Annotated in this window: 24 protein-coding genes and 1 tRNA gene; 11 read left to right on the top strand and 14 right to left on the bottom strand. The window is 42.8% G+C overall.

Annotated features, from left to right (window positions below):
* Positions 1 to 30: 30 nt before the first annotated feature.
* Positions 31 to 849, bottom strand: coding sequence for a rhomboid family intramembrane serine protease (locus tag FTU82_RS03010; protein ID WP_180085155.1), 819 nt, complete (start codon positions 847 to 849; stop codon positions 31 to 33).
* Positions 850 to 927: 78 nt separating this feature from the next.
* On the opposite strand from FTU82_RS03010, the gene mtgA reads away from it, so the two are divergent.
* Positions 928 to 1,602 (top strand): monofunctional biosynthetic peptidoglycan transglycosylase, encoded by a 675-nt coding sequence (gene mtgA / locus FTU82_RS03005; protein ID WP_005096252.1) that lies wholly within the window; start codon positions 928 to 930, stop codon positions 1,600 to 1,602.
* 111 nt (positions 1,603 to 1,713) lie between these two features.
* Positions 1,714 to 3,795, top strand: coding sequence for a polyphosphate kinase 1 (ppk1, locus tag FTU82_RS03000; RefSeq protein WP_005172015.1), 2,082 nt, complete (start codon positions 1,714 to 1,716; stop codon positions 3,793 to 3,795).
* A 61-nt stretch (positions 3,796 to 3,856) separates the two neighbouring features.
* Here the strand turns inward: ppk1 and FTU82_RS02995 are convergent, their stop codons facing one another.
* The 5 genes from FTU82_RS02995 to rubA form a co-directional block, all read right to left on the bottom strand.
* Positions 3,857 to 4,438: a response regulator transcription factor gene (locus FTU82_RS02995; RefSeq protein WP_180085157.1), complete on the bottom strand. Its 582-nt coding sequence runs from the start codon at positions 4,436 to 4,438 to the stop codon at positions 3,857 to 3,859.
* A gap of 254 nt (positions 4,439 to 4,692) precedes the next feature.
* The gene (oxyR, locus tag FTU82_RS02990) at positions 4,693 to 5,601 is read right to left on the bottom strand and encodes a LysR family transcriptional regulator OxyR (protein WP_005172010.1); all 909 of its coding nucleotides are present in this window, start codon (positions 5,599 to 5,601) and stop codon (positions 4,693 to 4,695) included.
* A 13-nt stretch (positions 5,602 to 5,614) separates the two neighbouring features.
* Positions 5,615 to 6,553: an esterase EstB gene (gene estB / locus FTU82_RS02985; protein WP_218947722.1), complete on the bottom strand. Its 939-nt coding sequence runs from the start codon at positions 6,551 to 6,553 to the stop codon at positions 5,615 to 5,617.
* A gap of 57 nt (positions 6,554 to 6,610) precedes the next feature.
* Positions 6,611 to 7,789 carry a rubredoxin reductase RubB gene (gene rubB, locus FTU82_RS02980; RefSeq protein WP_100328821.1) on the bottom strand — a complete coding sequence of 393 codons (1,179 nt, stop codon included), beginning with the start codon at positions 7,787 to 7,789 and terminating at the stop codon, positions 6,611 to 6,613.
* A gap of 96 nt (positions 7,790 to 7,885) precedes the next feature.
* The gene (gene rubA, locus FTU82_RS02975; protein WP_005096258.1) at positions 7,886 to 8,050 is read right to left on the bottom strand and encodes a rubredoxin RubA; all 165 of its coding nucleotides are present in this window, start codon (positions 8,048 to 8,050) and stop codon (positions 7,886 to 7,888) included.
* Positions 8,051 to 8,538: 488 nt separating this feature from the next.
* Here rubA and FTU82_RS02970 point away from each other — a divergent pair, with 488 nt between their 5' ends.
* Positions 8,539 to 9,081: an adenine phosphoribosyltransferase gene (locus FTU82_RS02970; protein WP_005096259.1), complete on the top strand. Its 543-nt coding sequence runs from the start codon at positions 8,539 to 8,541 to the stop codon at positions 9,079 to 9,081.
* A gap of 40 nt (positions 9,082 to 9,121) precedes the next feature.
* Here FTU82_RS02970 and FTU82_RS02965 read toward each other — a convergent pair whose 3' ends face one another.
* Positions 9,122 to 9,616: a YqiA/YcfP family alpha/beta fold hydrolase gene (locus FTU82_RS02965; protein ID WP_180001518.1), complete on the bottom strand. Its 495-nt coding sequence runs from the start codon at positions 9,614 to 9,616 to the stop codon at positions 9,122 to 9,124.
* Positions 9,617 to 9,998: 382 nt separating this feature from the next.
* Here FTU82_RS02965 and lysS point away from each other — a divergent pair, with 382 nt between their 5' ends.
* Positions 9,999 to 11,528 (top strand): lysine--tRNA ligase, encoded by a 1,530-nt coding sequence (gene lysS / locus FTU82_RS02960; protein WP_180085160.1) that lies wholly within the window; start codon positions 9,999 to 10,001, stop codon positions 11,526 to 11,528.
* A 352-nt stretch (positions 11,529 to 11,880) separates the two neighbouring features.
* On the opposite strand, the gene trpS is transcribed toward lysS, so the two are convergent.
* Positions 11,881 to 12,894, bottom strand: coding sequence for a tryptophan--tRNA ligase (trpS, locus tag FTU82_RS02955; RefSeq protein ID WP_005172000.1), 1,014 nt, complete (start codon positions 12,892 to 12,894; stop codon positions 11,881 to 11,883).
* Positions 12,895 to 13,083: 189 nt separating this feature from the next.
* Between trpS and FTU82_RS02950 the strand changes: the two genes are divergently transcribed.
* Together FTU82_RS02950 and FTU82_RS02945 are read left to right on the top strand one after the other, a co-directional pair.
* A complete protein-coding gene (locus FTU82_RS02950; RefSeq protein ID WP_074383090.1) occupies positions 13,084 to 14,010 on the top strand; it encodes a DUF808 domain-containing protein in 927 nt (308 codons plus the stop codon).
* A 49-nt stretch (positions 14,011 to 14,059) separates the two neighbouring features.
* The gene (locus FTU82_RS02945) at positions 14,060 to 14,965 is read left to right on the top strand and encodes a neutral zinc metallopeptidase (RefSeq protein ID WP_100328816.1); all 906 of its coding nucleotides are present in this window, start codon (positions 14,060 to 14,062) and stop codon (positions 14,963 to 14,965) included.
* A gap of 243 nt (positions 14,966 to 15,208) precedes the next feature.
* Here the strand turns inward: FTU82_RS02945 and FTU82_RS02940 are convergent, their stop codons facing one another.
* Positions 15,209 to 15,763: a hypothetical protein gene (locus FTU82_RS02940; protein ID WP_005171992.1), complete on the bottom strand. Its 555-nt coding sequence runs from the start codon at positions 15,761 to 15,763 to the stop codon at positions 15,209 to 15,211.
* 229 nt (positions 15,764 to 15,992) lie between these two features.
* On the opposite strand from FTU82_RS02940, the gene FTU82_RS02935 reads away from it, so the two are divergent.
* Together FTU82_RS02935 and FTU82_RS02930 are read left to right on the top strand one after the other, a co-directional pair.
* Positions 15,993 to 17,492 carry a sodium:proton antiporter gene (locus tag FTU82_RS02935; protein WP_005171990.1) on the top strand — a complete coding sequence of 500 codons (1,500 nt, stop codon included), beginning with the start codon at positions 15,993 to 15,995 and terminating at the stop codon, positions 17,490 to 17,492.
* A 198-nt stretch (positions 17,493 to 17,690) separates the two neighbouring features.
* Entirely contained in the window at positions 17,691 to 17,987 is a 297-nt protein-coding gene (locus tag FTU82_RS02930) for an MGMT family protein (RefSeq protein WP_005096272.1), read from the top strand.
* A gap of 53 nt (positions 17,988 to 18,040) precedes the next feature.
* On the opposite strand, the gene FTU82_RS02925 is transcribed toward FTU82_RS02930, so the two are convergent.
* Complete coding sequence (locus tag FTU82_RS02925) at positions 18,041 to 18,481, bottom strand: universal stress protein (protein ID WP_005096273.1); 441 nt, start codon at positions 18,479 to 18,481, stop codon at positions 18,041 to 18,043.
* A 240-nt stretch (positions 18,482 to 18,721) separates the two neighbouring features.
* Positions 18,722 to 19,126 carry a hypothetical protein gene (locus tag FTU82_RS02920; RefSeq protein WP_005171986.1) on the bottom strand — a complete coding sequence of 135 codons (405 nt, stop codon included), beginning with the start codon at positions 19,124 to 19,126 and terminating at the stop codon, positions 18,722 to 18,724.
* A gap of 176 nt (positions 19,127 to 19,302) precedes the next feature.
* Here FTU82_RS02920 and FTU82_RS02915 point away from each other — a divergent pair.
* Positions 19,303 to 19,379 (top strand) — tRNA-Met (locus tag FTU82_RS02915).
* A 214-nt stretch (positions 19,380 to 19,593) separates the two neighbouring features.
* Here FTU82_RS02915 and FTU82_RS02910 read toward each other — a convergent pair.
* From FTU82_RS02910 to gltA, 3 genes are all read right to left on the bottom strand, one after another.
* The gene (locus tag FTU82_RS02910) at positions 19,594 to 21,219 is read right to left on the bottom strand and encodes an NAD+ synthase (protein WP_180085162.1); all 1,626 of its coding nucleotides are present in this window, start codon (positions 21,217 to 21,219) and stop codon (positions 19,594 to 19,596) included.
* Positions 21,220 to 21,591: 372 nt separating this feature from the next.
* Positions 21,592 to 22,095: a hypothetical protein gene (locus FTU82_RS02905; protein ID WP_074383086.1), complete on the bottom strand. Its 504-nt coding sequence runs from the start codon at positions 22,093 to 22,095 to the stop codon at positions 21,592 to 21,594.
* 151 nt (positions 22,096 to 22,246) lie between these two features.
* The gene (gene gltA, locus FTU82_RS02900) at positions 22,247 to 23,521 is read right to left on the bottom strand and encodes a citrate synthase (protein WP_005096279.1); all 1,275 of its coding nucleotides are present in this window, start codon (positions 23,519 to 23,521) and stop codon (positions 22,247 to 22,249) included.
* A 1,008-nt stretch (positions 23,522 to 24,529) separates the two neighbouring features.
* On the opposite strand from gltA, the gene sdhC reads away from it, so the two are divergent.
* Both sdhC and sdhD read left to right on the top strand, forming a co-directional pair.
* Positions 24,530 to 24,928, top strand: coding sequence for a succinate dehydrogenase, cytochrome b556 subunit (gene sdhC / locus FTU82_RS02895; RefSeq protein WP_074383085.1), 399 nt, complete (start codon positions 24,530 to 24,532; stop codon positions 24,926 to 24,928).
* The gene (sdhD, locus tag FTU82_RS02890) at positions 24,928 to 25,293 is read left to right on the top strand and encodes a succinate dehydrogenase, hydrophobic membrane anchor protein (protein ID WP_005096282.1); all 366 of its coding nucleotides are present in this window, start codon (positions 24,928 to 24,930) and stop codon (positions 25,291 to 25,293) included. Before sdhC ends, sdhD begins: the two co-directional genes overlap by 1 nt.
* The last annotated feature ends 6 nt before the right edge of the window (positions 25,294 to 25,299 follow it).

Genomic DNA, 25,299 nt, shown 5'->3' with positions numbered 1-25,299 from the left:
AAATTCGCTGGCATTTAAAGCGGTAATGATTTAAAGCTGCAATTGTTGTCGCATCAGGTCGAGAATATCTTGCCACAGTGGGCGAATTGCTTCGATCAAGGCCAAGTTATGTTGATAAAGCAGCACACAGAGGCCGAAACCGATCACTAAAGCGATCAGGTTGATCAGGCGGCTACGCTGCATTTTTTGTCCGGCATACCACAGCAAGGTTAAAAAAGCGCCCATCAACATGCCACCAATATGTGCGGCATTGTTGATTCCGCTGATCATAAAGCCCATGGCCAGGTTCAGACCCATCACCATCACCAAGGTCTTTTTATCCAGAATAAAACGTTGCTGGGGCAGCATCGGCAACAGGGCCAATACCGTCAGTGAAGCGCCGAGTCCCATCACCGCACCGGATGCACCGGCACTGACCGCCGGCAATAAACTTGGGTTGGCCACACCCCCTGCAATCAGATCATAGCTGTCCTGAATGTTCATATAGCCACTGAGCAAACTGCCCATTAAGCCGGCACACAGGTATAAGCCAATAAAATACATCCGGCCAAACAGTTGTTCGGCAACACTACCAAAAATATACAAGGCCCACATATTCAACATCAGGTGAATCAGGCCAAAATGGAAAAACATGCTGCTAAACAAACGCATGGGTTCCGCTAAATAGGTTAAAGGTGCATAATCGGCACCCCAGAGAATCGCATCTCGGGTACTCGGCTGGCTGATATCCATACCATTGATGGCCTGCCAGCCAAATAATCCGACATTAATCGCGATTAAAATGGCCGTGATCCACCAGAGCTGCATTTCAAGTTTGCGGTGTACGACAGGGGGAGCGTATTCAGACATGCTATTTTTTTTGCTGTGATTGTATATTTCGAATAAGCTTAACACGAAAAATCAAATTTTCAGGAGTAACGCACTGACATGAAAGCCTTTCTGATCCGCACGATATTAGTCATCGTCAGTGTGATTTTACTGATTCAATTGTGGATCTTTGCCAGTCTGGCCTGGTGGCGAACCAATCCGGTCAATACCACCATGATGATGCGGATTGATTACTGGACGGAACCTTCCAAAGCCATTCAACATCAATGGCGTCCCTATGATGAGATCAGCCTGAATCTGAAACGTGCCATTGTCACTGCCGAAGATGGAAAATTCATTCATCACCATGGTTTTGACTGGGACGGTATTCAAACTGCGCTGAATAAAAACCGGGATCAAGGCCGGGTGGTGGCTGGGGGTTCTACCATTTCCCAGCAACTGGCGAAAAACCTATTTCTGGTTAATAAGCGTTCATTTGTACGTAAAGGCCAGGAAGCGGTGGCGACCTGGATGATGGAACGTATGTGGTCGAAACAGCGGATTCTGGAAGTCTATTTAAACTCGATTGAATTTGGTGACAATATCTATGGCGTAGAAGCCGCAGCCAAACATTATTTTGGCAAAACTGCGCAAAGCCTGACTCAGGATCAAGCGATCTTTCTGGCGGCCATTCTGACCAATCCAAAATATTTTCAGGATCATCGCAACTCCTCTGCCTTAAATGCACGCAAGCGCATGATTCAGCGTTATATGCGTTATGCAGAATTGCCTTAAATAATTATTTAAAGAAAAAGCCCAGTTTTTGGGCTTTTTTTTATGAAATTGTCATCAATTTGAAGCATACTTGAACTGATAAGCACAATTTTAAATCCGCATAGGTTTGATATGAATACGGCAGCCAGCACTACTTCAGCACAGCCCGAATATACATATAATGATCGTTATATAAATCGTGAACTGTCTATTTTAGACTTCCATTTACGCGTCCTGGAACAGGCTGTCGATCCTTTACATCCCTTGCTTGAACGCATGAATTTCCTGTTAATTTTCTCGCGTAATCTGGACGAATTTTTTGAGATTCGGGTCGCAGGAATGATGGAACAGTTAGATTTGGACAATGAAAGTCGCAGTCCGGATGGCCTGACCCCAAAGCAGGTGCTGGAACAGATTTCCAAAACTGCACATACTGCGATTGAACGCCAGTACCGTATTTTAAATGAAGAAATTTTGCCAAAACTGCGTGAGGAAGATATCTGTTTCTTGCGCCGTGGTGAACTGACTCCGGCACAATCGGCCTGGGTGAAAAAATATTTTCAGGAACAGGTTGCGCCTGTCCTGACGCCAATTAGCCTAGACCCTGCACATCCGTTTCCACGTCTGGTGAATAAGTCACTGAACTTTATTGTGACTCTCGAAGGTAAAGATGCCTTTGGCCGTCAGATTGATCTGGCTGTGGTGCCAGCGCCGCGTTCGTTACCACGCGTGGTACGTCTGCCAGATGAATTAACCGATGGCAAAGAGCATCATGTGATGCTGTCCGCGATTATTCATGAACATGTTTCGGATCTGTTCCCAGGCATGACAGCGACCGGTTGCTATCAGTTCCGTGTCACGCGGAATGCCGATCTGGCCCTGAATGAAGATGTTGAAGATTTGGCTAAGGCGCTTAAAGGCGAACTCAGTTCACGCCGTTTTGGCCGTGCTGTACGTCTGGAAGTGACAGAAAACTGTCCGCAGCATATTTATGAATATCTGCTGAATGAATTTGATCTGGAAGAAGAGCAGCTTTATAAAGTCGCAGGCCCAGTCAATCTGGCGCGCTTACTGTCTAATTTCAAGCGCCCGCATTTACGCTATGATTCACATACCCCGATTATTCCCAAAGTACTGAAAAAATCTGAAAATATTTTTAGTGCCATGCAAAAACAGGACATCTTGCTGCATCATCCGTTTGAGTCTTTTGCACCGGTCATTTCATTGTTGCGTGAAGCTGCACGTGATCCACAAGTGCTGGCGATCAAACAGACCTTGTACCGCAGTGGCCCGGATTCTGAAATCGTGCAGGTGCTGGCGGAAGCTGCCCGCAATGGCAAGGAAGTCACGGCCGTGATTGAATTGCGTGCACGTTTCGATGAAGAATCCAATATCGAAGTGGCCAATGTCCTGCAAGAAGCCGGTGCGGTAGTGGTCTATGGCATCGTTGGCTATAAAACCCATGCCAAAATGATTCTGGTGGTACGCCGGGAAAATAATAAACTGGTGCGCTATGTGCATCTGGGAACCGGCAACTATCATGCCGGCAATGCGCGAATCTATACCGATTATGGTTTGCTCACCACGGATAAAGACCTGTGTGAAGATGTGCACCGTATCTTTCAGGAGCTGACCGGTATGGGAAAAATGGCCAAGCTGAAAAAGCTGTTACATGCGCCATTTACCTTACATACCCAACTCATTAATTATATTGATAATGAAATCGTGAATGCCAAGGCAGGCAAGCCGGCGCAGATTATTGTCAAAGTTAATGCGCTGACCGAGATGCAGTTGATCAATAAACTCTATGAAGCTTCTCAGGCGGGGGTACAAATTGACCTGATTATCCGCTCGATTTGTAGTTTGCGTCCGGGATTGCCAGGTTTGTCTGAAAATATTCGGGTACGTTCGATTGTCGGGCGTTTCTTGGAACATACCCGCGTGTATTATTTCAGCAATAACGGTAATGCACGGGTTTACTGTTCAAGCGCAGACTGGATGGATCGTAACCTGTTTAACCGGGTCGAAGCCTGCTTCCCAGTAGAAGATGAAGCGTTGAAAAAACGCATCTATCAACAGGGGCTACTTAACTATCTGAAAGATAATCAGCAATCCTGGTTATTACAAGGGGATGGAACCTGGCTGCGGGCACAGCTGCAAGAAGGTGAAAAGCCACATAATGCTCAACGCATTTTATTGGACTTGTTTAAATAAATACTCTCAAGAGGCTGAAAATTCAGCCTCTTTTTTATCCAGAAAATAGCATTCAAGGGTTTTAATCAGAGGATATCAGCAGTTTGCGATAGATCTGTTTGACCTGGGCATACATCTGATAGTCAGTCAGCTGGAGCTGTATGTCTACTGGGGTTTTTTGCTGGCTGAGTAAGTGTAAGAGCTGCAATTCGGTTACCTTGAGACAGGTTTTGTCAGTGAGCTGGTACAGGATATGTTCTGCCAGTTCAGCATGGATATAGGCACCGCCACGCAAGACAATTTTCAGGCTTTCAGTAAACTGGATGAATGAAGCCTGAGGTTGGATATAGCTATTTGCACCAGATAAGATTGCTGAATAAATGAGTGCTGTGGATTCACTCTTGAGTACGGCAACTACAGGTGTATTTGGGTTATGCAGTTTCATCTGGCCGATGAAATGAATCTGTGAGGCTTCTGTCAGGTGATAAAGAATCAAGTTAGGCAGATGTTCGGCAATCATCTCTTGTGCAGATTGGAAATTGTCTGCATATAGCAGCATATCTGGTTGATAGCCCAGTTGTTGCAGCACAGTCTGAGTTTTGGACAGGTTCAGGTCAGTAAATGAAGTGATGACTAAAACCGGTGCAGGCAAGAGGGCAGCCAATAAGCTCAATCCTGTTGATTCTGAGAGAAGGCTATACTGTGAATGAAGCAAAATAAAATGAATATCCCAAAAAATAGGGATTTAACGATAATTACCTCATCTTCGTCTTAAATAGCATTTATTGCAGATTAAAACCGATGACAGCAACAGTCAGTTTGAGACTTTAGCAGGTCTATGATGGTTGGCTATATCCACTTTGAGATATAAAAAAAGGAGCAACGGGTGTGCTCCTTTTAATCATCTAAAATTTTAGCTCAAGCAGCATTGTGCTGAGTGATTTTTTGGAAAATCTGTAATAACACATCAAATTCGCTTTGTAGCGGTGTACTTTTACGCGTCACCAATGCCAGGGTGCGACTTGGCGCAGAGTTGATTGGCTTGACCAGAATCTCAGGGTTGGCTTTGATCATATTGGTATAAATCGCAATTTCTGGCAATAAAGTAAAACCAAGATTTGCAGAGACCATTTCGATTAAAGTCGGCAAAGAGCTGGCTTTTAAACGATGATCATTTTTACGCTCACCAATCGGGCAGGCACTCAGGGCATGATCACGTAAGCAATGACCTTCCTCAAGTAACATCAGGCGAGATAGATCCAGATCTTCCAGAGAATTCGCTTGTGCAGCGTGTTGATCTGATTTTTGATAAACCAGATACAGATTCTCTTTGGCAATCTCGGCCACTTTCAGGCCACGTGTATCGAAAGGCAGCGCCAAGGCCACCATATCCAGGTTGCCATGTTCCAGTTTTTCTACAATTTTTTCGCTTTGTGCTTCATGCAGATGCAACTGGATTTTTGGTAATTGTTTATGCACTTCTTCTAGCAGCTGTGACAGCAGGAAGGGAGCAATCGTAGGAATCACGCCAAGATGTAAATCACCGGTTAAGGGTTCACTCATCTCACGACTTAAACGCATCAAGTCCTGAGCATCAGCCAGTAGAACACGTGCGCGTGCAACCACTTGTTCACCAAGAGGCGTTAAACGAACATTCTGGCGATCGCGTTCAACAAGTACGCCACCGAGTAAACGCTCCAGCTCCATAATGCCGCCAGACAAAGTTGACTGGGTGACAAATGAGCGGCGAGCAGCTTCTGTAAAATGTAGCGTCTCTGACAGTGTTACGAGGTATGACAGCTGTCTTAAGGAGGGTAGTGCAGCCATAGTGTCCTAATGTTTATGATTTAAAATGATCAGCAAATAATTCGCTAAGATATGGAATAAAATGCGGTGGGATATCATGCCCCATTCCATCAATTAATTCAAATTTAGCCCCTGGAATCGCTTTTGCAACGGCCTTGCCATGACTGGGAGGCAGCAATCGATCACGAGCACCATGAACCACCAGGGTCTCTTGCTTGATTTGCTTGTTCAGTTGCAGCAATGAACCTGTACATAATATTGCTAAAAACTGTTGAAGTACACCGGCAGGATAGTAACTTCGTTTATATAATTTACGTGCGGTCTGCACCGCTTCCAGATGATTGACATAACCTGGCGAACCGATGATGTTAAACAGTTTTAGACTATGATCTACAATACCATCTTCATCTGTTGAAGCCGGTTTGTCAATCAAACTAAAGAGTTGCTTGGGAAAGGGCGGTGGCAACAGCGGCTGATTGTTGCTGGTAAACAGTAAACCCAGTTTTTTGACTTTGTCCGGATAGCGTGCCGCCAGAATCTGGGCAATCATGCCACCCATGGATGCACCCAATACATCAACCTGATCCAGCCCCATTTTTTCAATCAGCAGACTGACATCTTCAGCCATATCATACAGGTCATAAGGTGCACCCTGATTGCCCAGACCGAGCACAAAACGGCTCATCATTTTCAGGGTGTTCAGGCGTGGACCCTTGTTATGGAATTTTGAAGACAGGCCAATATCGCGATTATCAAAACGTACCAGATGGAAACCTTGATCAATCAATGATTTGCAAAAAAAGTCAGGCCAGTACAGCACCTGCGCACCCAGTCCCATAATCAAGAGCAGCGTAGGATTTTCCGGATTTCCGCCCACCTCGACATGTAATTCCACACCATTACCCAGATCAACTCTGGTTTCACGCATGAAAGAACTATATGGAGAAAGATTAAACTGTAATGCGCTGTGCATAATTGCTGTCCTAATTAAAGGATATTTTGTTTAAAAAATATCCTGAGTATTAAACCTCTAAACCACAGCAGGAATCAAGTCAGGAACCTGCTTGGTCAAAGACAGACGTTGTTTGCCCGCAGTTGCACCCAAGAGTACAAAGCCACGTAAAGTGCCGCTACCGTCGATGGCTTTGGCCAGCATGCCATCTTCCAGCTCTTCAGTTTCCCAGGTGACCTCAACATCGACTGGTGCAGGCAGGACAGTTAAAGGTGCAGCAGGCGTTTTCACTGCCACTGGCATAGCCGGATAATGTACAGCCGTATGTTCGCCATTCAGGGTTTTTGCCAGCGCGCGCGCCTGTTGCATGATGGGCATGACATAAGGCAATAAGGTACCATTCACTTCAGCACAGTCACCTACGGCATAAATATCGGCATGATTGGTTTCCAGTTGCGCCGTGGTTAAAATTCCACGACTGGTATGAACATCTGCCTGTTTGGCCAAAGAAATATTCGGCTGTAGACCTACCGCAGACAAAACCACATCAGCAACGAGAGACTGACCATTGGCCAGCATGACCAAATAGTCACCATTTTCAGCACGAGAGACCTTCTCGACCGTGGTGCCCAAGACGAAATGAATGCCGGTTTCTTCAAGGTTTTTCTGGAATGCTGTAGCAACATGTTCTGGCAATAAGCGGCCCAGCGGTTGAGGTGCCAGATCGATCACTGTGACCTGATGCTCGGTATTTTGCAGGTCATTGGCAAATTCGCAGCCAATCAGGCCTGCGCCTAAAATCACCACGCGTTTATCTTCACGTGCCGCCAGATTGCTGCGGAACGTCTTATAGTCACTTAAATTATTCACCACATGAATGTCATCACTGGCATCACCGGAAATGGCTAAACGTACCGGGTTGGCACCGACCGCCAAGACCAGTTTGGAATAATTCTGCGTGCTTTCCTGACCATCTTTCTCAAGTACCAGCTGATGATCTTCCGGATGAATGGCTTTGACCCAAGTCTGCTGTTCAATCCGCATATTCAGTTGTGCCGACATTTTTGCAGCATCGCCCAATGCAATCTGTTCAGGCGCTTTTTTGCCAACCAAAGCATTGGAAAGGGTAGGTTTGGCATAATTTATCGCATCATCCGCGCAAATCATCCGCAGTTCATGCTCTGGATTAAGTTTGCGAAATTCACGTGCTACAGCATAACCTGCCATACCTGAACCAATAATAACGATAGGATGCATAGTCGTTTCCATGCTGTAGGGCTCCATGCTGTTTTATATGAGGATAAAAAGGACATAAAAAAAGACCATATCGACATGGTCTTTAACTGGGCGTGCTCAGACTTCGATCATTTCGAAATCGACTTTAGACACGCCACAATCTGGACAGGTCCAGTCATCCGGGATATCTTCCCATTTGGTTCCCGCCACGATGCCGTCTTGAGGCCAACCTTCCGCCTCGTCATAAATCCATCCACAAACGATGCATTGATACTTTTTCATGTAACTCTCCAAAACTGAGCAAGTGTAACCGTCAGCTTAAAATCCATAAAATGGCAAGACTCTAAAAGAATATGACTTTTTAACAGTGAACATATTTGGCTAAATTTTTACGCAGTTCTATTCAGAAAGTAAAGTGAATAAAAGCTTAATCAGCGAAATTAGCAGCAGAATGACTTTGGGATTCAGTATTTCTCTGAAAATGAGTCAAATCGGCTTTGCTGGCAAATGCTGTGGAGTGATGAAGCGGCTGCTGTGGCAAAATTTAGCTTAAATGAGGCGTTATAGACCAAAGTCGTGCAGTAAAAACTGAGGTTTTTATATAATTTAGAATCAGTAAAGTCTGGATTAAATATTTTTATAATAAATGAATTTAATAAAATCAATAACTTGTGCTTAAATATTGAGTTTTTATTATACAGCTCGGCTTGTTCATTGGCTGGAAATAGGTTTAATATTCGCATATTCCTTTTCTTTTTTTAAGATCTCCCATGAGCAATTTGTCTACTTCTTTGTGGTCTCACATTCGTACGGTCCAAGATTTTCCAAAACCAGGAATTTGCTTTTATGATTTGACCCCACTTTTCATGAGCAATATTGGTCCATTGACTGATGCCCTGATTGCCAGCATTCCTGCTGACAAACTGGCAGAAGTAGAAAGCTTTATCGCAGTGGAAGCGCGTGGTTTTGTGTTGGCAAGCCTGTTGGCACAACGTACCGGCAAAGGCTTGTTATTGGTGCGTAAAGCAGGAAAATTGCCGCCTCCAGTCGTGGGTGTCGGTTATAGCCTGGAATATGGTCTGGATCGTTTAGAAATGTCTGCGGAAGTTCAGTCTCAGAAAGTCATCATTGTTGATGATGTTCTGGCAACAGGCGGAACTTTAAAAGCGGTAAATGAATTGGCACTCAAATGTCAGCATGAAGTACTAGGTGCAAGTATCTTTCTTGATCTTCCTGATTTGCATGCTGAATTAGGTCTGGATATCTGGTCAGTACTGGATGATAAATCCCAGCCTGAAGCTGCAGTAGCCTAAGCTTAAAGCATATAAAGAAGCCCCGGATATTGGGGCTTTTTTATTGTCGGATAAAATGATATTCGATTTCCTGAATCAGCTCGTTCACCTGTTCTGGGTGTTCCAGACGATGATGTCCGCCATCAACTGCCTGAATCTGCATATAATCTTCCAGCTGTGCCTGAACCGCATGCATATCCAGAATTTCATCGCCCAGTTCTAGATAGGCAAACTGCGGAATATCATGCTGTAAATCGCCATGACAAATTGCCGGATAATCATCTCTGAAATTGGGTTGCAAAATGGGATTCGCCACCACACAGGGAAGGTGATAAGCCTGCGACATTTTCAGTGCCCAATAGCCGCCAAGATTATGACCCACCAGAATATCCGGTTTGATGGTTTCAATCATCTCATGATAAAAACTGGCGACCGAATTATAGCTCAGATTACGATAATCGACATCAATACAATATTTATGCACGACATCAATTGCATGAAACTTGGTGGATTCTCTGGAGGAATCTAAGCCATGTAAAAACAAAATCTTAGACATAATCTTACTCATTTTTATGGGGCATGCCATATTGGTATTTATTGATTGGCACATCATCTTCAATCTGAGCATCATTGTAGAACGTGTGGACATCCAAGGCAGTTAGCTATTGGTCTAAGCCAGCATTTTTTTGTGCAGTGATTGGCTCTACCTCGTCACACACTAGGACTTTCATCTAAGTAATCGCATAATCGGCTCCAAATCGAGCTGAATTGTATTGGTAGAGTGGATTAGATTGAGGGGATAAGGTTGGGAAAATGCCGAGATAGTGGATTTTTCCAAAGAAAAGCCGCTTCCTGAGAGTGTTTAAGCTACGATTTGGGTAGGATTTCTGCTATTCTATGCAACTTCTATTTTTTAACTAATCTTATTCGAGGCAGAGATGACGCAAACTAACGCTCAATCGACTTCTGAACAAATCATTTCCGAAAACGATTTAATTGCACAGCGTCATGCCAAGTTAAAGCAAATCGAAGCTCAGGCACAAGAAACTGGTAAAAGCCCATGGCCAAATACCTTTAAGCGTGAGCATTATGCCCAAGATTTACAAGACCAGTTCGCTGATAAATCTAAAGAAGAAATTGAAGCAGGCGAAAAGGTCTACGTCAAAGTTGCCGGTCGTGTGATGTTAAACCGTGGTTCATTTATTGTGATCCAGGACATGACAGGTCGTATCCAGCTTTATGTCGCCCGTAAAGAACTCACTGCAGATGTACTTGCGACCATCAAAGGTTTAGACCTTGGCGACATTATTGCAATCGAAGGTTATATCGGTCGTTCAGGCAAAGGCGATCTGTATGTACACATCGAACATTTTGAATTATTAACCAAATCATTGCGTCCGCTGCCAGACAAGTTCCACGGTCTGAATGATACTGAAGTAAAGTATCGTAAACGTTATCTTGATCTGATCGTGAACGAAGAAACCCGTAAAACGTTTGAAATTCGTGCCAAAGTGGTTGCAGGTATTCGTGCCTTCCTGACTGAAAAACGTTATATGGAAGTTGAAACGCCAATGATGCATGTGATCCCAGGCGGTGCTTCTGCGCGTCCGTTTGAAACGCATCATAATGCACTAGATATGCCATTGTTCTTGCGTATTGCGCCAGAGCTTTATTTAAAACGTTTGGTGGTGGGTGGTTTTGAACGTGTGTTCGAAATTAACCGTAACTTCCGTAACGAAGGGGTATCTACGCGTCACAACCCAGAATTCACCATGATTGAATTCTATCAAGCCTATGCAGATTATAAAGATCTGATGGAATTGACCGAGCAGATGCTGGAAAAACTGGCGCTGGATATCTTGGGTTCGACCGATGTACCTTATGGTGATGAAGTGTATAGCTTCAAAGGGCCATTCAAGAAAATTTCAATGTTTGATGCAATTCTGGAAAATAACCCGCAATTTACTCCGGAAAATGTCAATGACCGTGAGTTCCTGGCAAAATTCCTTCAAGAAGAATTGAAAGAGCAAGTGAAGCCAGGTTTTGGTCTGGGTAAACTGCAAACGATTGTGTTTGAAGAAACAGTTGAAACCAAACTGCGTCAACCAACATTCATTACGGAATATCCAGCGGAAACTTCTCCATTGGCACGTCGTAATGATGATAATCCGCACATCACCGACCGTTTTGAATTCTTTATTGGTGGTCGTGAACTGGCAAATGGCTTCTCGGAATTAAATGATCCAATCGACCAGGCGGAACGTTTCCAGGCACAGGTTGCGGAAAAAGATGCGGGTGATGATGAAGCGATGCATTATGATGCAGACTTTGTAGAAGCACTGGAATATGGCCTACCGCCAACAGCCGGTGAAGGTATTGGTATTGACCGTCTGGTGATGATCTTTGCTAATGCAGCAAGTATCCGTGATGTGATCTTGTTCCCGCATATGCGTCATAAAAATGCATAAGTGCTGAATTTTAGAAAACCCGCTTAGGCGGGTTTTTTTATGCTTTAAATCGCTATACTAAAAAATTAAAGACAAAAAAAACGCAATGATTGGGGTGATCATTGCGTAGAAAAAGGAATGTTTTTTCAAACTACATCAAGCTTAACTGTGGAGAGAGTTAAATTTGATTCCTTACTGTATGTAGCTATAATACGACCCGGTAAGGCTTGACTCAGCAGTATTCATGTTAATAGATGTTAATTAAGGTTAAAACTATGGAGATTCTATGGGCGAGTTTGCTGCTTTATCGTGCATAAACACCTCGCAATAAAAAAGCCCTTCATATGAAGAGCTTTAGGTGGTCATTTTATGTTTAGAAACGGAATACACCTAAACCGGTTTTCACTTCATCTAAAGTCGCCTGGGTAATATCACGACATTTATCTGTTCCGGTCTTTAAAATATCCATAATATAGTCAGGGTCTTTAGCAAGCTCCATACGGCGCTCACGGATTGGGCCAATCAATTCTTTGAGAATGCCTTCCAGACGTTTTTTCACTGTACCATCGCCTAAGCCACCACGACGGTAGTATGCCTTAAGCTCTTCCAGTTCTTCTTTGTTTGGATCAAAGGCGTCCAGATAAGTGAATACTACATTGCCTTCAACCTGACCTGGGTCTTCCACACGAAGATGATTCGGATCGGTATACATGGCATTGACGGCTTTTTTAATATCTTTATCTGTCGCATCCAGCACAATGGTATTGCCCAAAGATTTTGACATTTTCGCTTTGCCATCAAAACCAGGGAGGCGGCCGACATTAGACAGTAGCGCTTTACATTCTGGTAACAGGTCATGACCGATTTGACGGTTCAGACGACGCACGATTTCATTGGTCTGTTCGATCATTGGAATCTGATCTTCACCCACAGGAACAACAGTGGCCTTGAATGCTGTAATGTCGGCAGCCTGAGCCACCGGGTAACACAAGAAACCTGCTGGAATATCGCGCTCAAAACCACGCATCTGGATTTCAGATTTAATGGTCGGGTTACGCTCTAAACGTGACACCGTCACGAAATTGAGGTAAAGCATCGTCAGTTCGTTTAAGGCAGGTAAACATGACTGAACACAAATTGTAGTTTTAGTTGGATCAATACCGACAGCCAGATAATCCGTTGCCACTTCAATAATGTTACGACGTACTTTTTCAAAATTATCGGCATTATCGGTGAGTGCTTGAGCATCAGCAAGTAACAAGTGTTGATGGTGAGAATCTTGCAGGCCTACACGAGAGCGTAATGAACCGACAAAGTGGCCGAGGTGAAGTTGTCCGGTAGGACGGTCGCCCGTCAAGATCACTGGACGATTATCTTGATTACTCATTATTTATTCCAAAGGGTAGTCAGTACTACAGCTGTATTTTAACGAATGGCAATATTGTACGGTATTCTGTTTTTGATTGTCAGCCAGAAAAAAAGCTGTATTAAAAAAATCTTATTAATTAAACAAGTGAATACAATATTTTTAAGAATTTTGATTAAAATAAACTGAAATATGATAAGGATAATAAGTATGGCGAGCAGTTTATTACTATTATTAGATGATATTGCGACGGTCTTGGATGATGTGGCTGTGATGAGCAAAATGGCAGCCAAAAAAACAGCAGGCGTCCTCGGTGATGATCTGGCTTTAAATGCACAGCAAGTGTCAGGCGTACGGGCAGATCGTGAATTACCGGTAGTCTGGAAAGTGGCCAAAGGTTCTTTTGTCAATAAGCTGATTTTAGTGCCGCTGGCCTTGTTAATCAGCTTTATTGCCGGCTGGCTGATTAACCCCTTATTGGTGCTGGGTGGTTTGTTTCTGTGTTATGAAGGCGTGGAAAAAATCGTACACACCTTGCATACACCGAAGGCCAAGGATGCTGAACAGGCCCGTGAGCAACTGATCCAGACTGAAACAGATTTGCACCAGTTTGAAAATGAAAAAGTCAAAGGCGCGATTCGCACCGACTTTATCCTTTCGGCTGAAATTATCGTGATTACCTTGGGGACGGTAGCAGCAGCCTCTATGCTGACCAAAGTTACCGTTTTAAGCCTGATCGCGATCGTGATGACCATCGGGGTCTATGGTTTTGTTGCCCTGATTGTCAAACTGGATGATATCGGTCTGCATCTGACCGAGCAGCAGTCCGATTTTAAGCAACAAATAGGACGCGGCTTGTTGGCATTTGCCCCGATTCTGATGAAAATTTTATCAGTTGTTGGAACTGCAGCGATGTTCCTGGTCGGTGGGGGAATTATTAATCATGCTATTCCTGTTATTCACCACTTTACTGAAGATAGTGTTAGCTATGTACAGGATATTCCCAGTATCGGAAATATTGTAGGTGCTGTAACACCGACCTTGATTAATTTCGCCGTGGGAATTTTAGCGGGTCTGCTGGTGATGCTGGTCATCAGCCTGATTAAAAAAATCTGGCCCAAATCATCAAAAGCTTAAGATGCAAAAATATCTGCAAATTGAGCAGATGAAGAAAAGGAAAAAAACTATGCGTTGGAAAGGTCGTCGTGTCAGTAGTAATGTAGAAGACCGTCGCGGTGGTGGTGCCAAAGCTGGTGGTATCAGTATTGTCGGGTTGATTGTGGCTTTTGTGGCCTGGAAATTCTTCGGCGTCGATCCACAGCAAGCTTATCAAACCACCAAACAGGTCACCCAAGGCGTATCGGGTGCGGCGGAAACACGGGGTCTGGAAAATCCTACGCCGGAACAGCAGGAGTCGATTGATTTTGTCGGCACCGTACTAGCAGATACTGAAGATACCTGGACTCAGGTGTTTCAGCAGCAGTTAAATCAGCAGTATGTTCCCCCAAAACTGGTTTTGTTCAATGGCATTGTGAATTCGGGTTGTGGTACGGCTCAGGCGGCGATGGGGCCTTTCTACTGTCCGGCAGACCAGAAAGTTTATATCGATACCGCATTCTTTAAAGATATGCGTACTCAGATGGGGATTGGTGGAGAACAGAATGCCACCGAACTCTCCCGTAATGATCAGGCCGGAGATTTTGCGCAGGCTTATGTGGTGGCCCATGAAGTAGGTCATCATATCCAGACCATTTTGGGGATTTCCTCTCAAGTACAGCAGGCACGTCAGCAGGCAAGCGAAGTACAGAGTAACCAGCTTTCAGTGCGCCAAGAATTGCAGGCAGACTGTCTGGCCGGAGTCTGGGCCTACCATAATCATCAGCGCACCCAGTTTCTGGAACAGGGAGATGTGCAGGAAGCTATGGATGCCGCACATAAAATTGGTGATGACTATTTACAGAAACGTGCTCGCGGGCAGGTGGTACCGGACAGCTTTACCCATGGCAGCAGTGCGCAGCGCGTACAGTGGTTTAATACCGGCTTGAAATCGGGTCAGGTTTCGAATTGCGATACCTTTAACCAAAATATTTAGCTTGTTTCCAGATAAAAAAGGAGCAGGTACCACTGCTTCTCATCATTTTAACTTTGGTTATAGTTTGAATCTATGACGTCATGAAATCCTGCTTTTGACAGGTCAAAAGCAGGCAAAAGTCTTTTGTTCGCCATACACAACATGCTTGTCGTGATGGCTAAGGTGTGACCTCCTTGTCACACTCGCATCTCCAAAATCTACTTAATTCAATTGTGGGGCAGCTGTGGAGCAGGCAATCCTTTTTTATTTATGCAGAAAACGCCGGAAATTTCTTAATATCTTGATACTGACAAATAAGGCGGCCAAAGCAAACAAGGCAATGGCAAAGACCGTATATTTGAGATTGTTGATGTCATTTTGATAGAACTGCTGCATATCATGGTTGGTATATTCGAGAGCCGTGACTTTGCCAGTCCGGCTATCTCTAAATTGAATTTTTTCAATATAAAACAGATTTCCCGCTTTAATTAGGTGGACGCTCTGGATTTGACGGGTATGTGATTGATTGTCCTCATCACTACATAAAGCGCTGTAATGCTCACAATTGATTTTGGCTACATAACCATTTCCTGCAATCAGAATGAAAATGGCATTGTCCGGTCGCTGGTTATTAGATACCAAAACATACTGTTCGCCAGTTGTACTTTTCAAGGGAATACGGGTTGCCTGCTGATAATGCTGTTCTGCCTGCAGAATCTCCTGAATTTTAGCGAAGCAGGTAAAACATAAGGATAAGGTGATCAGAAAAATCACGCTCGCAAAACAAAGACGAAAAATGGTTTTGACAGTTTGGTGCATGGGAGAAAAATTCAAAATAGAAAGATGGGAAAGCAAAAGCCGAGTGCTGATCTGTATGTTAAATCATCATTCGGAAATACTGAAAAGAAACTTAACTCAATTCGATAAAAAGAGGATTAAACTTGTTTTGCTAGAATGCCTTTTTATTAATGCTCTGCTATTCAAATCTCTATTTTGACCATGCCGCTCGGCGCATATTGCTCCATCTCGCCCGACTTTAGGAAACCGAATGGGAAATTTCTTTTTTCTTCAGCTACTCACGGTGGTCTTTGCACTTTCCATTGCCACCACTATGTTTAATAAGCGTGTTTTAGGTTTTCCGCAAGCGATCGGTGTTCCGATTGTTTCGGCCATCTTTGTTTTTATTTTGCAATGGGGCGCCAGTTTATTACAAGGTAATCCATTCTTTAGTATTAATATTGACAATATCGAGCAGGCTGTTCGTAATATCGATTTTTATGACTTTCTGATCAATGGGGTGATCTGCTTTATTCTGACCTCATCTGCACTGAAGTTTAAGGTTTCAGATTTACGTAATCATTGGCGACCGATTGGTATTTTGGCAAGTTTAGCGCTGGTCTTTTGTGCGGTGTTCTTTGGTGCAGTTTTATATGGCTATCAGTTCCTGATTGGTAATCATGTGGATTTACTGGTGTTGTTATTACTTGGTGCGGCTTTGGGGGCGACTGATCCGATCGGCATTAAAGGCGTATTGAGTTCAGTTCGCGCACCGCATCATCTGATTGTCAAGCTGGAAGGCGAATCGTTATTTAATGATGCCATGTGTATCGCCTTATTTATGACCCTGCTCAATGTTCTGCAAGGCGAAAACTTTACGGTACTGGCTGTCATGCAAACTTTATTGTATGAGATTGTGGTGGCCGTACTGATTGGTCTGGGATTTGGCTTTGCAATATTAAGAATCTTGCGTGGCAAGCATGAAATGGAGTCACTGATTCTGACCACTGCTTTATTGGCATGTGGCTCTTATCTTATTGCTTTATTGGCCCATGCTTCAGCACCGATTGCCTGTGTCATTGGTGGCTTAATCGTCGGTAATAAATGGAAAGAAATTCTGGCCGATGCCGATATTGGTGACGTGAACCATTTCTGGCATACGGTTGAAGGGATTATTAACTCCTTCCTGTTTACTCTGATTGGCTTGGAGTTGTTTATTCTTGACCTGAGTACCAGTCTGGTCTTGGGCGGGATTGTGGCATTTATTATTTTACATCTAGCGCGCTTTGCTGCCAATCACTTGGCATTTGCCATGTTCCCCAAAATACGCCGAAAAAGCTATAACGGCAGTTTAACGATTTTGTCCTGGGGCGGTGTGCGTGGCGGGATTTCCCTGGCGCTTATTCTGGCGGTGGCCAATATTCCTCAGCTAGAGGCTTATAGCAGTATTTTGGTGGGCTATACCTTTATTGTGGTGCTCTTGTCGGGTCTGGTGTGTGGTCTGGGCTTACCTGCGGTGATGAATGCTTTTTACTATAATCCCGAGGAAGACACACAGGGCTTTAAAGGCTGGTACCAGCGTATGTGCCACAAGCTGAACCGTAAGGGTTTTCAATATATTGTTGGAGAAGATGTCAAAGGAAATGAAACCATCACTATTTTTCAGCCAGAGATTCTGATTGATCAGAAAGATATCGATGGTGTTGCTACTGTACATCATCCAGACAAAGTTCAAGAGGTAAAACGGCTGGAAAATCCAGATAATTTCTAAAGATAAAATCCAGAAGATAAAGCGCTACTGGATTATGTTTAATAGTGAAATGAGATCGCTTGACTCAGCATTTAATCAGGCGTGATTATTTTACTATAGCTGTTAATAGGGGGATCAGGGCGTGATCTTTTATTTAAAGGTACTATTGAACAGATGAAATGCAGCAAGACAAGTTCAGCCAGTCAGGAAATGGCAGAGATGATTTTGACTGTGGTCAGTCAGATCCCTTATGCAAAAGTTGCAACCTATGGGCAGATTGCCAGACTGGCCGGTTTACCTCAACATGCACGTTTAGTGGGTCGGGTTTTAAGTCATCTGGAAGAAAATACCGACATTCCCTGGTATCGGGTGATCAATGCACAAGCTAAAATCAGTCTGAACAAGCTTGATTCATCTGGCCAGAATATTCAGCAACAAAAGCTGATACAGGAAGGGATTGTACTTGACGGTGATCGTGTGGATTTAAAACGCTATCAGTGGGATGGTTGGGTCTAGATATAAAAAATCCCCGCTTTTAGAAAGTGGGGATTTTAAGTTTGATGCACGGATTACTTGCGAATAACCATCACTGGAATATCGGCCTGACCTAGAATGCTTTGAGCTACGCTGCCCAGGAACAGTTTCTTGAAGCCAGTACGGCCATGTGAGCCAATTATGATCAGGTCAGAATTTAAATCTTTCGCTGCTTTGACAATCTCGCTATAAATCACCTGGCCTTCAAGTAGCTGGGTATCTACTTCAACACCTGCACCAGAGAATTTTGCTTTGGCTTCATCCAGAGTTTTTAAGATCGAGGTGCGGGCACGTTCAATCAGGTCGTTGGTTTGCGCTGCAGAGATATATTCCGCAGCAATATAAGGGTCGAGTGTCAGTACCTGTACCACTGTCACTTTACTGTTAAATGCTTTGGCAACTTCGACTGCTTTATCAACGGCAGCATAAGATGTTTCCGAACCGTCAATAGGAACTAAAATATGTTCAAAAGGCATTAGAATTCTCCTGTTGGGAATTAAGTGTTATAAAAATGATGACGCGTTAAACCGAGTACGAATAGTTGTTTATACTTTGATCATAGCCTGTATTGTATAAAAATAAAACCAAGTAAATACATAGGTATAATGTCTAATAGATTAAACAGTTAAGCGCAGGTTTCTGAGTTTTAAGCTTCATGGTTTATTGATTTTAAGTAATTGAATTATATGGATTTATAGAAATATTCAAGCTGATTATCAATCACATTGAATGGATGCCGGGTCCAATTTGATTTGTGGTGCCAGTTGTTCATATTGATTTAAAATCGCCTGCGTCTCAGGTGCGAAAATTTGTTGTTGCAGTTGCTGGATTTTATGTTCGTTCACATGCAAACGTGCACAATAGAATGCAATCTGATTTTCTTTGGCAATGGCCAGTCGTTGAGTCTGATCATATTCCGGATAACGCTTGATTTGCTGTTGAGCCCGACTTAATTGCGCCAAGGTGCGTTTCTGTTGCATGCTCATGAATTGTTGATGATTAATCCACTGTGCCACATCGCGACGTACTCCATTGTAGTTGACAAAAATAGGAGAAATCACCTGGCAGGCGGTGATTGCTAAAGTGCTAAGCAAAAGAATCAGTATGTTAATTTTGTACATCGGTGAAAGCTCCAAGCATTAAAGTTCTTCATAAGAATATGTGAAATACCAAATAAAAAATCTAATATTGTTTAAAGTTTAAGAGTTTATTCTTCATTTGCATAAAGACTGAACATTTGTGTTTTAAAATGCTTGACGATAGCACCTGAAATTACGATAATGCGCACACAGTTTACGGCTATGTAGCTCAGTTGGTTAGAGCACCGCACTCATAATGCGGGGGTCACAAGTTCAAGTCTCGTCATAGCCACCATTTTAAAAGACCAAGCTCTCAGCTTGGTCTCTTTTTTGTCTTTTAAAAAGTATGGCGCATGATAAAAATTATTTGAAGCATCCAGTAAATTTTCAGATATTTCCAAAATTATTTTTCTATGATTGTTGATTAATTTTCTACTTTTAGCGTCGATATAAAAAAATCGCCCCAGTATTCACTCGGGCGATTCGATTTAAATGACTAAGAAAAGGGCTTAGTTACCTGCTTTCCAGCCATTGACGATTGGATAACGACGTTCGCGCCCATAAGAACGTGAACTGATTCGTGGTCCAATTGCACCTTGGCGGCGCTTGTATTCATTCATGTCGACCAGACGGATGACTTTTTTCACCACCTCGGCATCAAAACCTTTGTCAATAATATCGTCTTGACTCATGTCTTCTTCGATGTATGAATACAGGATGGCATCCAGAATGTCATACGAAGGTAAAGAGTCTTGATCGACCTGATCTGGACGCAATTCTGCTGATGGTGGGCGAGTAATGACACGTTCTGGAATCACGGGTGTTTCTGAAATACTGTTACGATATTTCGCCAGTTCAAACACAATGGTTTTGTACACATCTTTCAAGACGGCATAGCCACCGACCATGTCACCATACAGTGTGCAATAACCTACAGCCAGTTCAGATTTATTTCCGGTCGCAAGCACCAGATTGCCGAACTTGTTGGAAAGCGCCATTAATAAGGTGCCACGCGAACGTGCTTGCAGGTTTTCCTCAGTCGCATCTGCCGGGGTGCTTCCAAAGAACGGGAAGAGTACCTGCATAAAGCTGTTTACTACCGGATTGATTTCGGCAATACCAAAAGTTACACCCATATTTTTTGCTTGTTCAGCCGCATCTTCTACGCTGATTTGCGCGGTATAGGTATAAGGCATCATGACCGCCTGAACTTTGTCTGCACCAATGGCATCTGCAGCAATCGCAAGGGTCAGGGCAGAATCGATCCCACCCGATAGGCCCAGAATCACGCCGGGGAAGCCAGAACGCTGTACATAATCACGGGTTGCCATCACCAGGCTCTGATAGATCTCAGCCATGGTGTCCAGCGCAGGTGTAATTGTACCTTTGCTAAATTGAAGCTGTTCAGCATCATATTCTGCGATAGAAAGGCTTTCCTGGAAACTTGGGGCCTGTAGCGCGACTTCGCCAGATTTATTTAACACAAAGCTGGTACCGTCAAAGATCAGATCATCCTGACCACCGACCTGGTTACAATAGACCAGATTGATATTCAGCTGTTTTACCAGAGCTGCCATGGTCTCGATACGGTGTTGTGGTTTACCCACTTCATATGGAGAGGCATTCAGTACCAAAGCAGTTTCGATATTGAGTTTTGCCAGCTGCTGTACAGTAGCTAAAGACCATGCGTCTTCACAAATCAGCACACCAAATTTGTGTCCGAGATATTCAAATACCAGATGTTGATGACCTTCACTGAAATAACGCTTTTCATCAAATACACCATAGTTTGGCAACACCTGTTTGTTATAAATACCCAGCACCTCACCATTTTTCATGACGGCTGCTGAGTTATAACGCTGGCCATCTTCAGTTTGATTTACAAAACCGAAGACCATCACAATATCTTTGACTTCAGTCAGTTTTTCAAAAGCAGCTTTGGTGTGTTTGGCCAGACTTGGACGAATTAATAGATCTTCTGCAGGGTAGCCCAAGATTGCAAGCTCAGGGAAGATAATCAGATCAGCCTTATCTTTTTTAGCCTGATTGGCCTGATCAATCATTTTTTGAGTATTTGCATCCAAATTGCCCACATGTGGAGAGAGCTGAGCAATCGCAATTTTAAAACTTTTCATTCCAATTAAATCCTATTCCTATAGGTTAATACACTAAATCACTGATTTTTATAATTCTAATTATCCAGCTGAGTGCATTTTGATACTTAAAAAAATGCCAAATGGCAAAAGAAAAAACGTCTTTATCACATGATCGTTAAATCTTGATCTGCGAGCTAAAATATCATACTTGGGTTATTTTATCGAAATTTAATCCAGAAGCTAGAGCTGTTTTGCGAGAATGAATGTTGAAATGAAAAGTTATTATCCAAAAATAAAGAATATGTAGGTTTTCTGCACATGAATAAATCTCAGGATTTAAATCATTTATTCATGGCCTTAATTTTCAAAATGCCAAATCAAGATGATATTTTGAATAAAAATGATTATATATCAAACAATTGTTTGGCTATCTAAAATAATATTGGGTATTTTTTTAAGAAAAATATCTCGGGCAATATCACCTTGTTGTTCAATATTATACTGTGAAAATGACTTGTTGGGATTAAATTGATATTTGTAAGGATTATATTTCCCTAAGCTTAAAAAATAAGCACTTTGTAGAAATGCGCCTTTTAAAACCACATTAATCTGCTGTTGGTATTGATAAATATGGGTCATCTCATGAATAAACAGTGCTTGATAGGCCAAGCTTTCACATGAATAGTCTTCCCGATAATTTAAATTTCGTGCATGGATATAACCACTGGGCGCCATAATCACATGGCTGGATTGCCAGGGTAAATAAGGGTGATTCATGATTCTGACTGCCGAATAGTCAATCAGATTGCCAAATACCTGCTGACAGATTCTGATTTCACCGGCCGTTAAGTTACGGCACTTAAACTGTTCAAAACGGATGAATCTTAAAATAAACGGTAGGGCATACAACAACATCAAGCACAGATCCTGTTCAAATTTTCAATCTATGAATATGGTCGAGGTTCATGCATTTTAAAATGGATTAAAGAGGCTATATGTAGGATTTTGTCAGCACTAAAAAAACCACCCCAAAGGGTGGTTTTTCTGTCTTGCAACGCCGTTCGAATTAACGAGCGATATCGCGTTGAACTTCACCAGTATAAAGCTGACGAGGACGACCGATCTTGTAAGGACCGCTGTGCATTTCTAACCAGTGGCTGATCCAGCCAACAGTACGTGCAAGCGCGAAGATCACAGTAAACATTTCTGTCGGGATACCAATCGCTTTAAGGATGATACCTGAGTAGAAGTCTACGTTCGGGTATAGGTTACGTTTGATGAAGTATTCGTCAGAAAGCGCAATACGTTCAAGTTCCATAGCCAAAGCAAGTTGTGGATCGTTGATGCCAAGCGCACCAAGAACTTCGTCACAAGTTTCTTTCATGACTTTCGCGCGTGGATCGAAGTTTTTGTAAACTCGGTGACCGAAGCCCATCAGTTTAACTTCTTTAGTCTTCACTTTTTCCATGAAGCCAGCAACGTTTTCTACAGAGCCGATTTCATCAAGCATCTTAAGAACAGCTTCGTTCGCGCCGCCATGAGCAGGGCCCCAAAGTGCGGAGATACCAGCAGCAATACATGCATACGGGTTAGCACCAGTAGAACCAGCTAAACGTACTGTAGACGTAGAGGCATTTTGTTCATGGTCAGCATGAAGCGTGAAGATACGATCCATTGCTTTTGCAAGAATCGGATCAACTTTATAATCACGATCAGCAGGAGTCGCGAACATCATGTGAAGGAAGTTTTCAGCGTAGTTCAAGTCGTTACGTGGGTAAACAAACGGTTGACCGATTGTGTACTTGTAGCTCCAAGCCGCTAAAGTAGGGATCTTCGCAATTAAACGGATCGCTGTGATTTCACGGTGATCAACATTTTCGATGTCCAGATTGTTGTGGTAGAACGCAGATAACGCACCAACAACACCCACCATGATCGCCATAGGATGCGCATCACGACGGAAACCGTTATAGAAGCGGCTAACTTGGTCGTGAACCATTGTGTGGTTACGTACTTTAGCGTCGAATTCTTCTTTTTGCTCAGCAGTCGGAAGTTCGCCATTAAGAAGTAAGTAGCAAGTTTCTAGGTAATCAGCTTTAGTCGCCAATTGATCAATCGGGTAGCCACGGTGTAAAAGTACACCTTTGTTACCGTCGATGAAGGTGATTTTAGACTCGCACGCCGCTGTTGCCATAAAACCAGGATCAAAAGTAAAGTGACCTGCAGCCAACACATCTTTAACGTCGATTACATCTGGGCCCAATGTGCCGCTGTAAATTGGTAGTTCAATTTCTTTGCCATCAAGCTGTAAAACGGCTTTCTTGCCAGTTGCTTCAGACATTCAATAGATCTCCTGTCCTGGTGAATGTATATCCGAGTTGTCTATCAATCTTTTAATGCACAAAACGGATGGATCAAAAATTTGCTATAAGATTAGTGAGTACTGAAATTTTGTCAATTATACTTATGGATGAAAAAATGACGCTTGCACAGCGGCTTAGTCACACCATCTTGGTATAAAAAGTTCAGTAAAATCACAGCATCAAACCTCTATAATAAGTCAAATTTAAACAGAGGTGCAGAAAAAAATAGAGGGCCTGAATTATTTGTAAGCGTTTTTTCAGACTAAGAAATGCTGCGAAAAAGTATCGCTGATCTTATTGGGAGTTGTTAAAACTATATAAATCTCATAACTTACATAGTTTTTACTCATTTCCTTTGCACATGCAGAATTATAAATAAAAGCAATTAATTAAATTTTTGACTTGATTCAATTGATTAAAAAATAGCTTAATAAATGGCCAACTTTGCAGCAAAGGTCCCCAGTCTAAAAATAAATGAGTGATTTTTCGAATCCAAATCCTCTAAAGCGATCAAAAAACCCATCATCAAGTGCAGTCTAAGTGACTCTTTAAGCTCAGGTTATAATTATACCTGAAAGCAGACCCATCTTAATAACTGCTGCACTACCTGTATGAGCTTGATTTCCATTTAAATTAAATCGAGATTTTAAATAAGATTTGTGCTGCAACTGTGCATCTTTAGTCTAAATAGCGGGAATTGGCTTTAAAAAGAATAACAGAGTAAATTGATCAAGTTAATTATTTAAAAACAATTATATAGATGAAGGTTAGTGGATTCTTAGTCACTAAAGAACCTCATGTGTTGTTGTTAATGATTCTTATTTAAAGGGTTTTTCTTGAAAAAGCCAAATCCATCTGTTTGTGTTTTAATAGTTGACGTTTTATAATTCAGTGTCGTTTTGATTTTAGGCATGTATTTGCCTAAGAATGCCAGCTTTCCTTCGAATTAATTCCAACAAACTCCGGATGGAGTTTTTACTTACAGGATGCCCGCTGTGAAAAGCAACAGACCTGTCAATTTGTCCATGGGTCAAGTTTTAGAAGTAAACTTAAAATCGCCCGTGGCTATTGCATCAATTCTACACCGTCTTTCAGGTGTTATCGTATTCTTACTCGTACCGGTCCTTCTCTGGATTTTAGACAAATCACTGTCTTCACCTGAAGGTTTTGCGCAAGTTCAAGAAATCATGAATGGTTTCATTGTTCGCTTCATTGTATGGGTATTTGTCGCCGGCTTGATTTTTCACTTTATTGCGGGTGTTAAGCATTTACTTGCTGACATTGGCGTTGCTGAAGAATTAGAAAGTGGCCGTGTCGCATCTACTATCGCATTAATCTTGTCTGCAATCGGTATCGTTGCAGCATTTGTATGGATCGTACTCTAATGAAAAGCGCTACTGGTTTAACAGGTTCAGGTTCTCGCGATTGGTTTCTCCAACGTGTTAGTGCTGTTATTTTGGCTGTTTATACCGTTGTTATTTTGGGTTGGATCCTGTGTAACAGTGGATTCAGCTATGAACAATGGTATGGCTTCATGATGACAACTCCAATGAAGATTCTATCTTTATTGTCAGTCTTATCTCTTGTTGCACACGCTTGGATTGGTATGTGGCAAGTTTTCACAGACTATGTGACGACTCGTCAAATGGGTCCTTCGGCGAATGGTTTGCGTATTGTACTGACTTCAGCAGTGATTATTGCTGTGTTGGCATATGCAATCTGGGCGATCCAGATTTTTTGGGCGAATTGATAGGAA

It is taken from the genome of Acinetobacter sp. YH12151 (genome assembly GCF_013418355.1).
In the GTDB taxonomy this organism is placed as follows: Bacteria; Pseudomonadota; Gammaproteobacteria; order Pseudomonadales; family Moraxellaceae; genus Acinetobacter; species Acinetobacter pseudolwoffii.
Note: the sequence above shows the minus strand (reverse complement) of the source record. Positions and strands in the feature narration are given on the sequence as shown.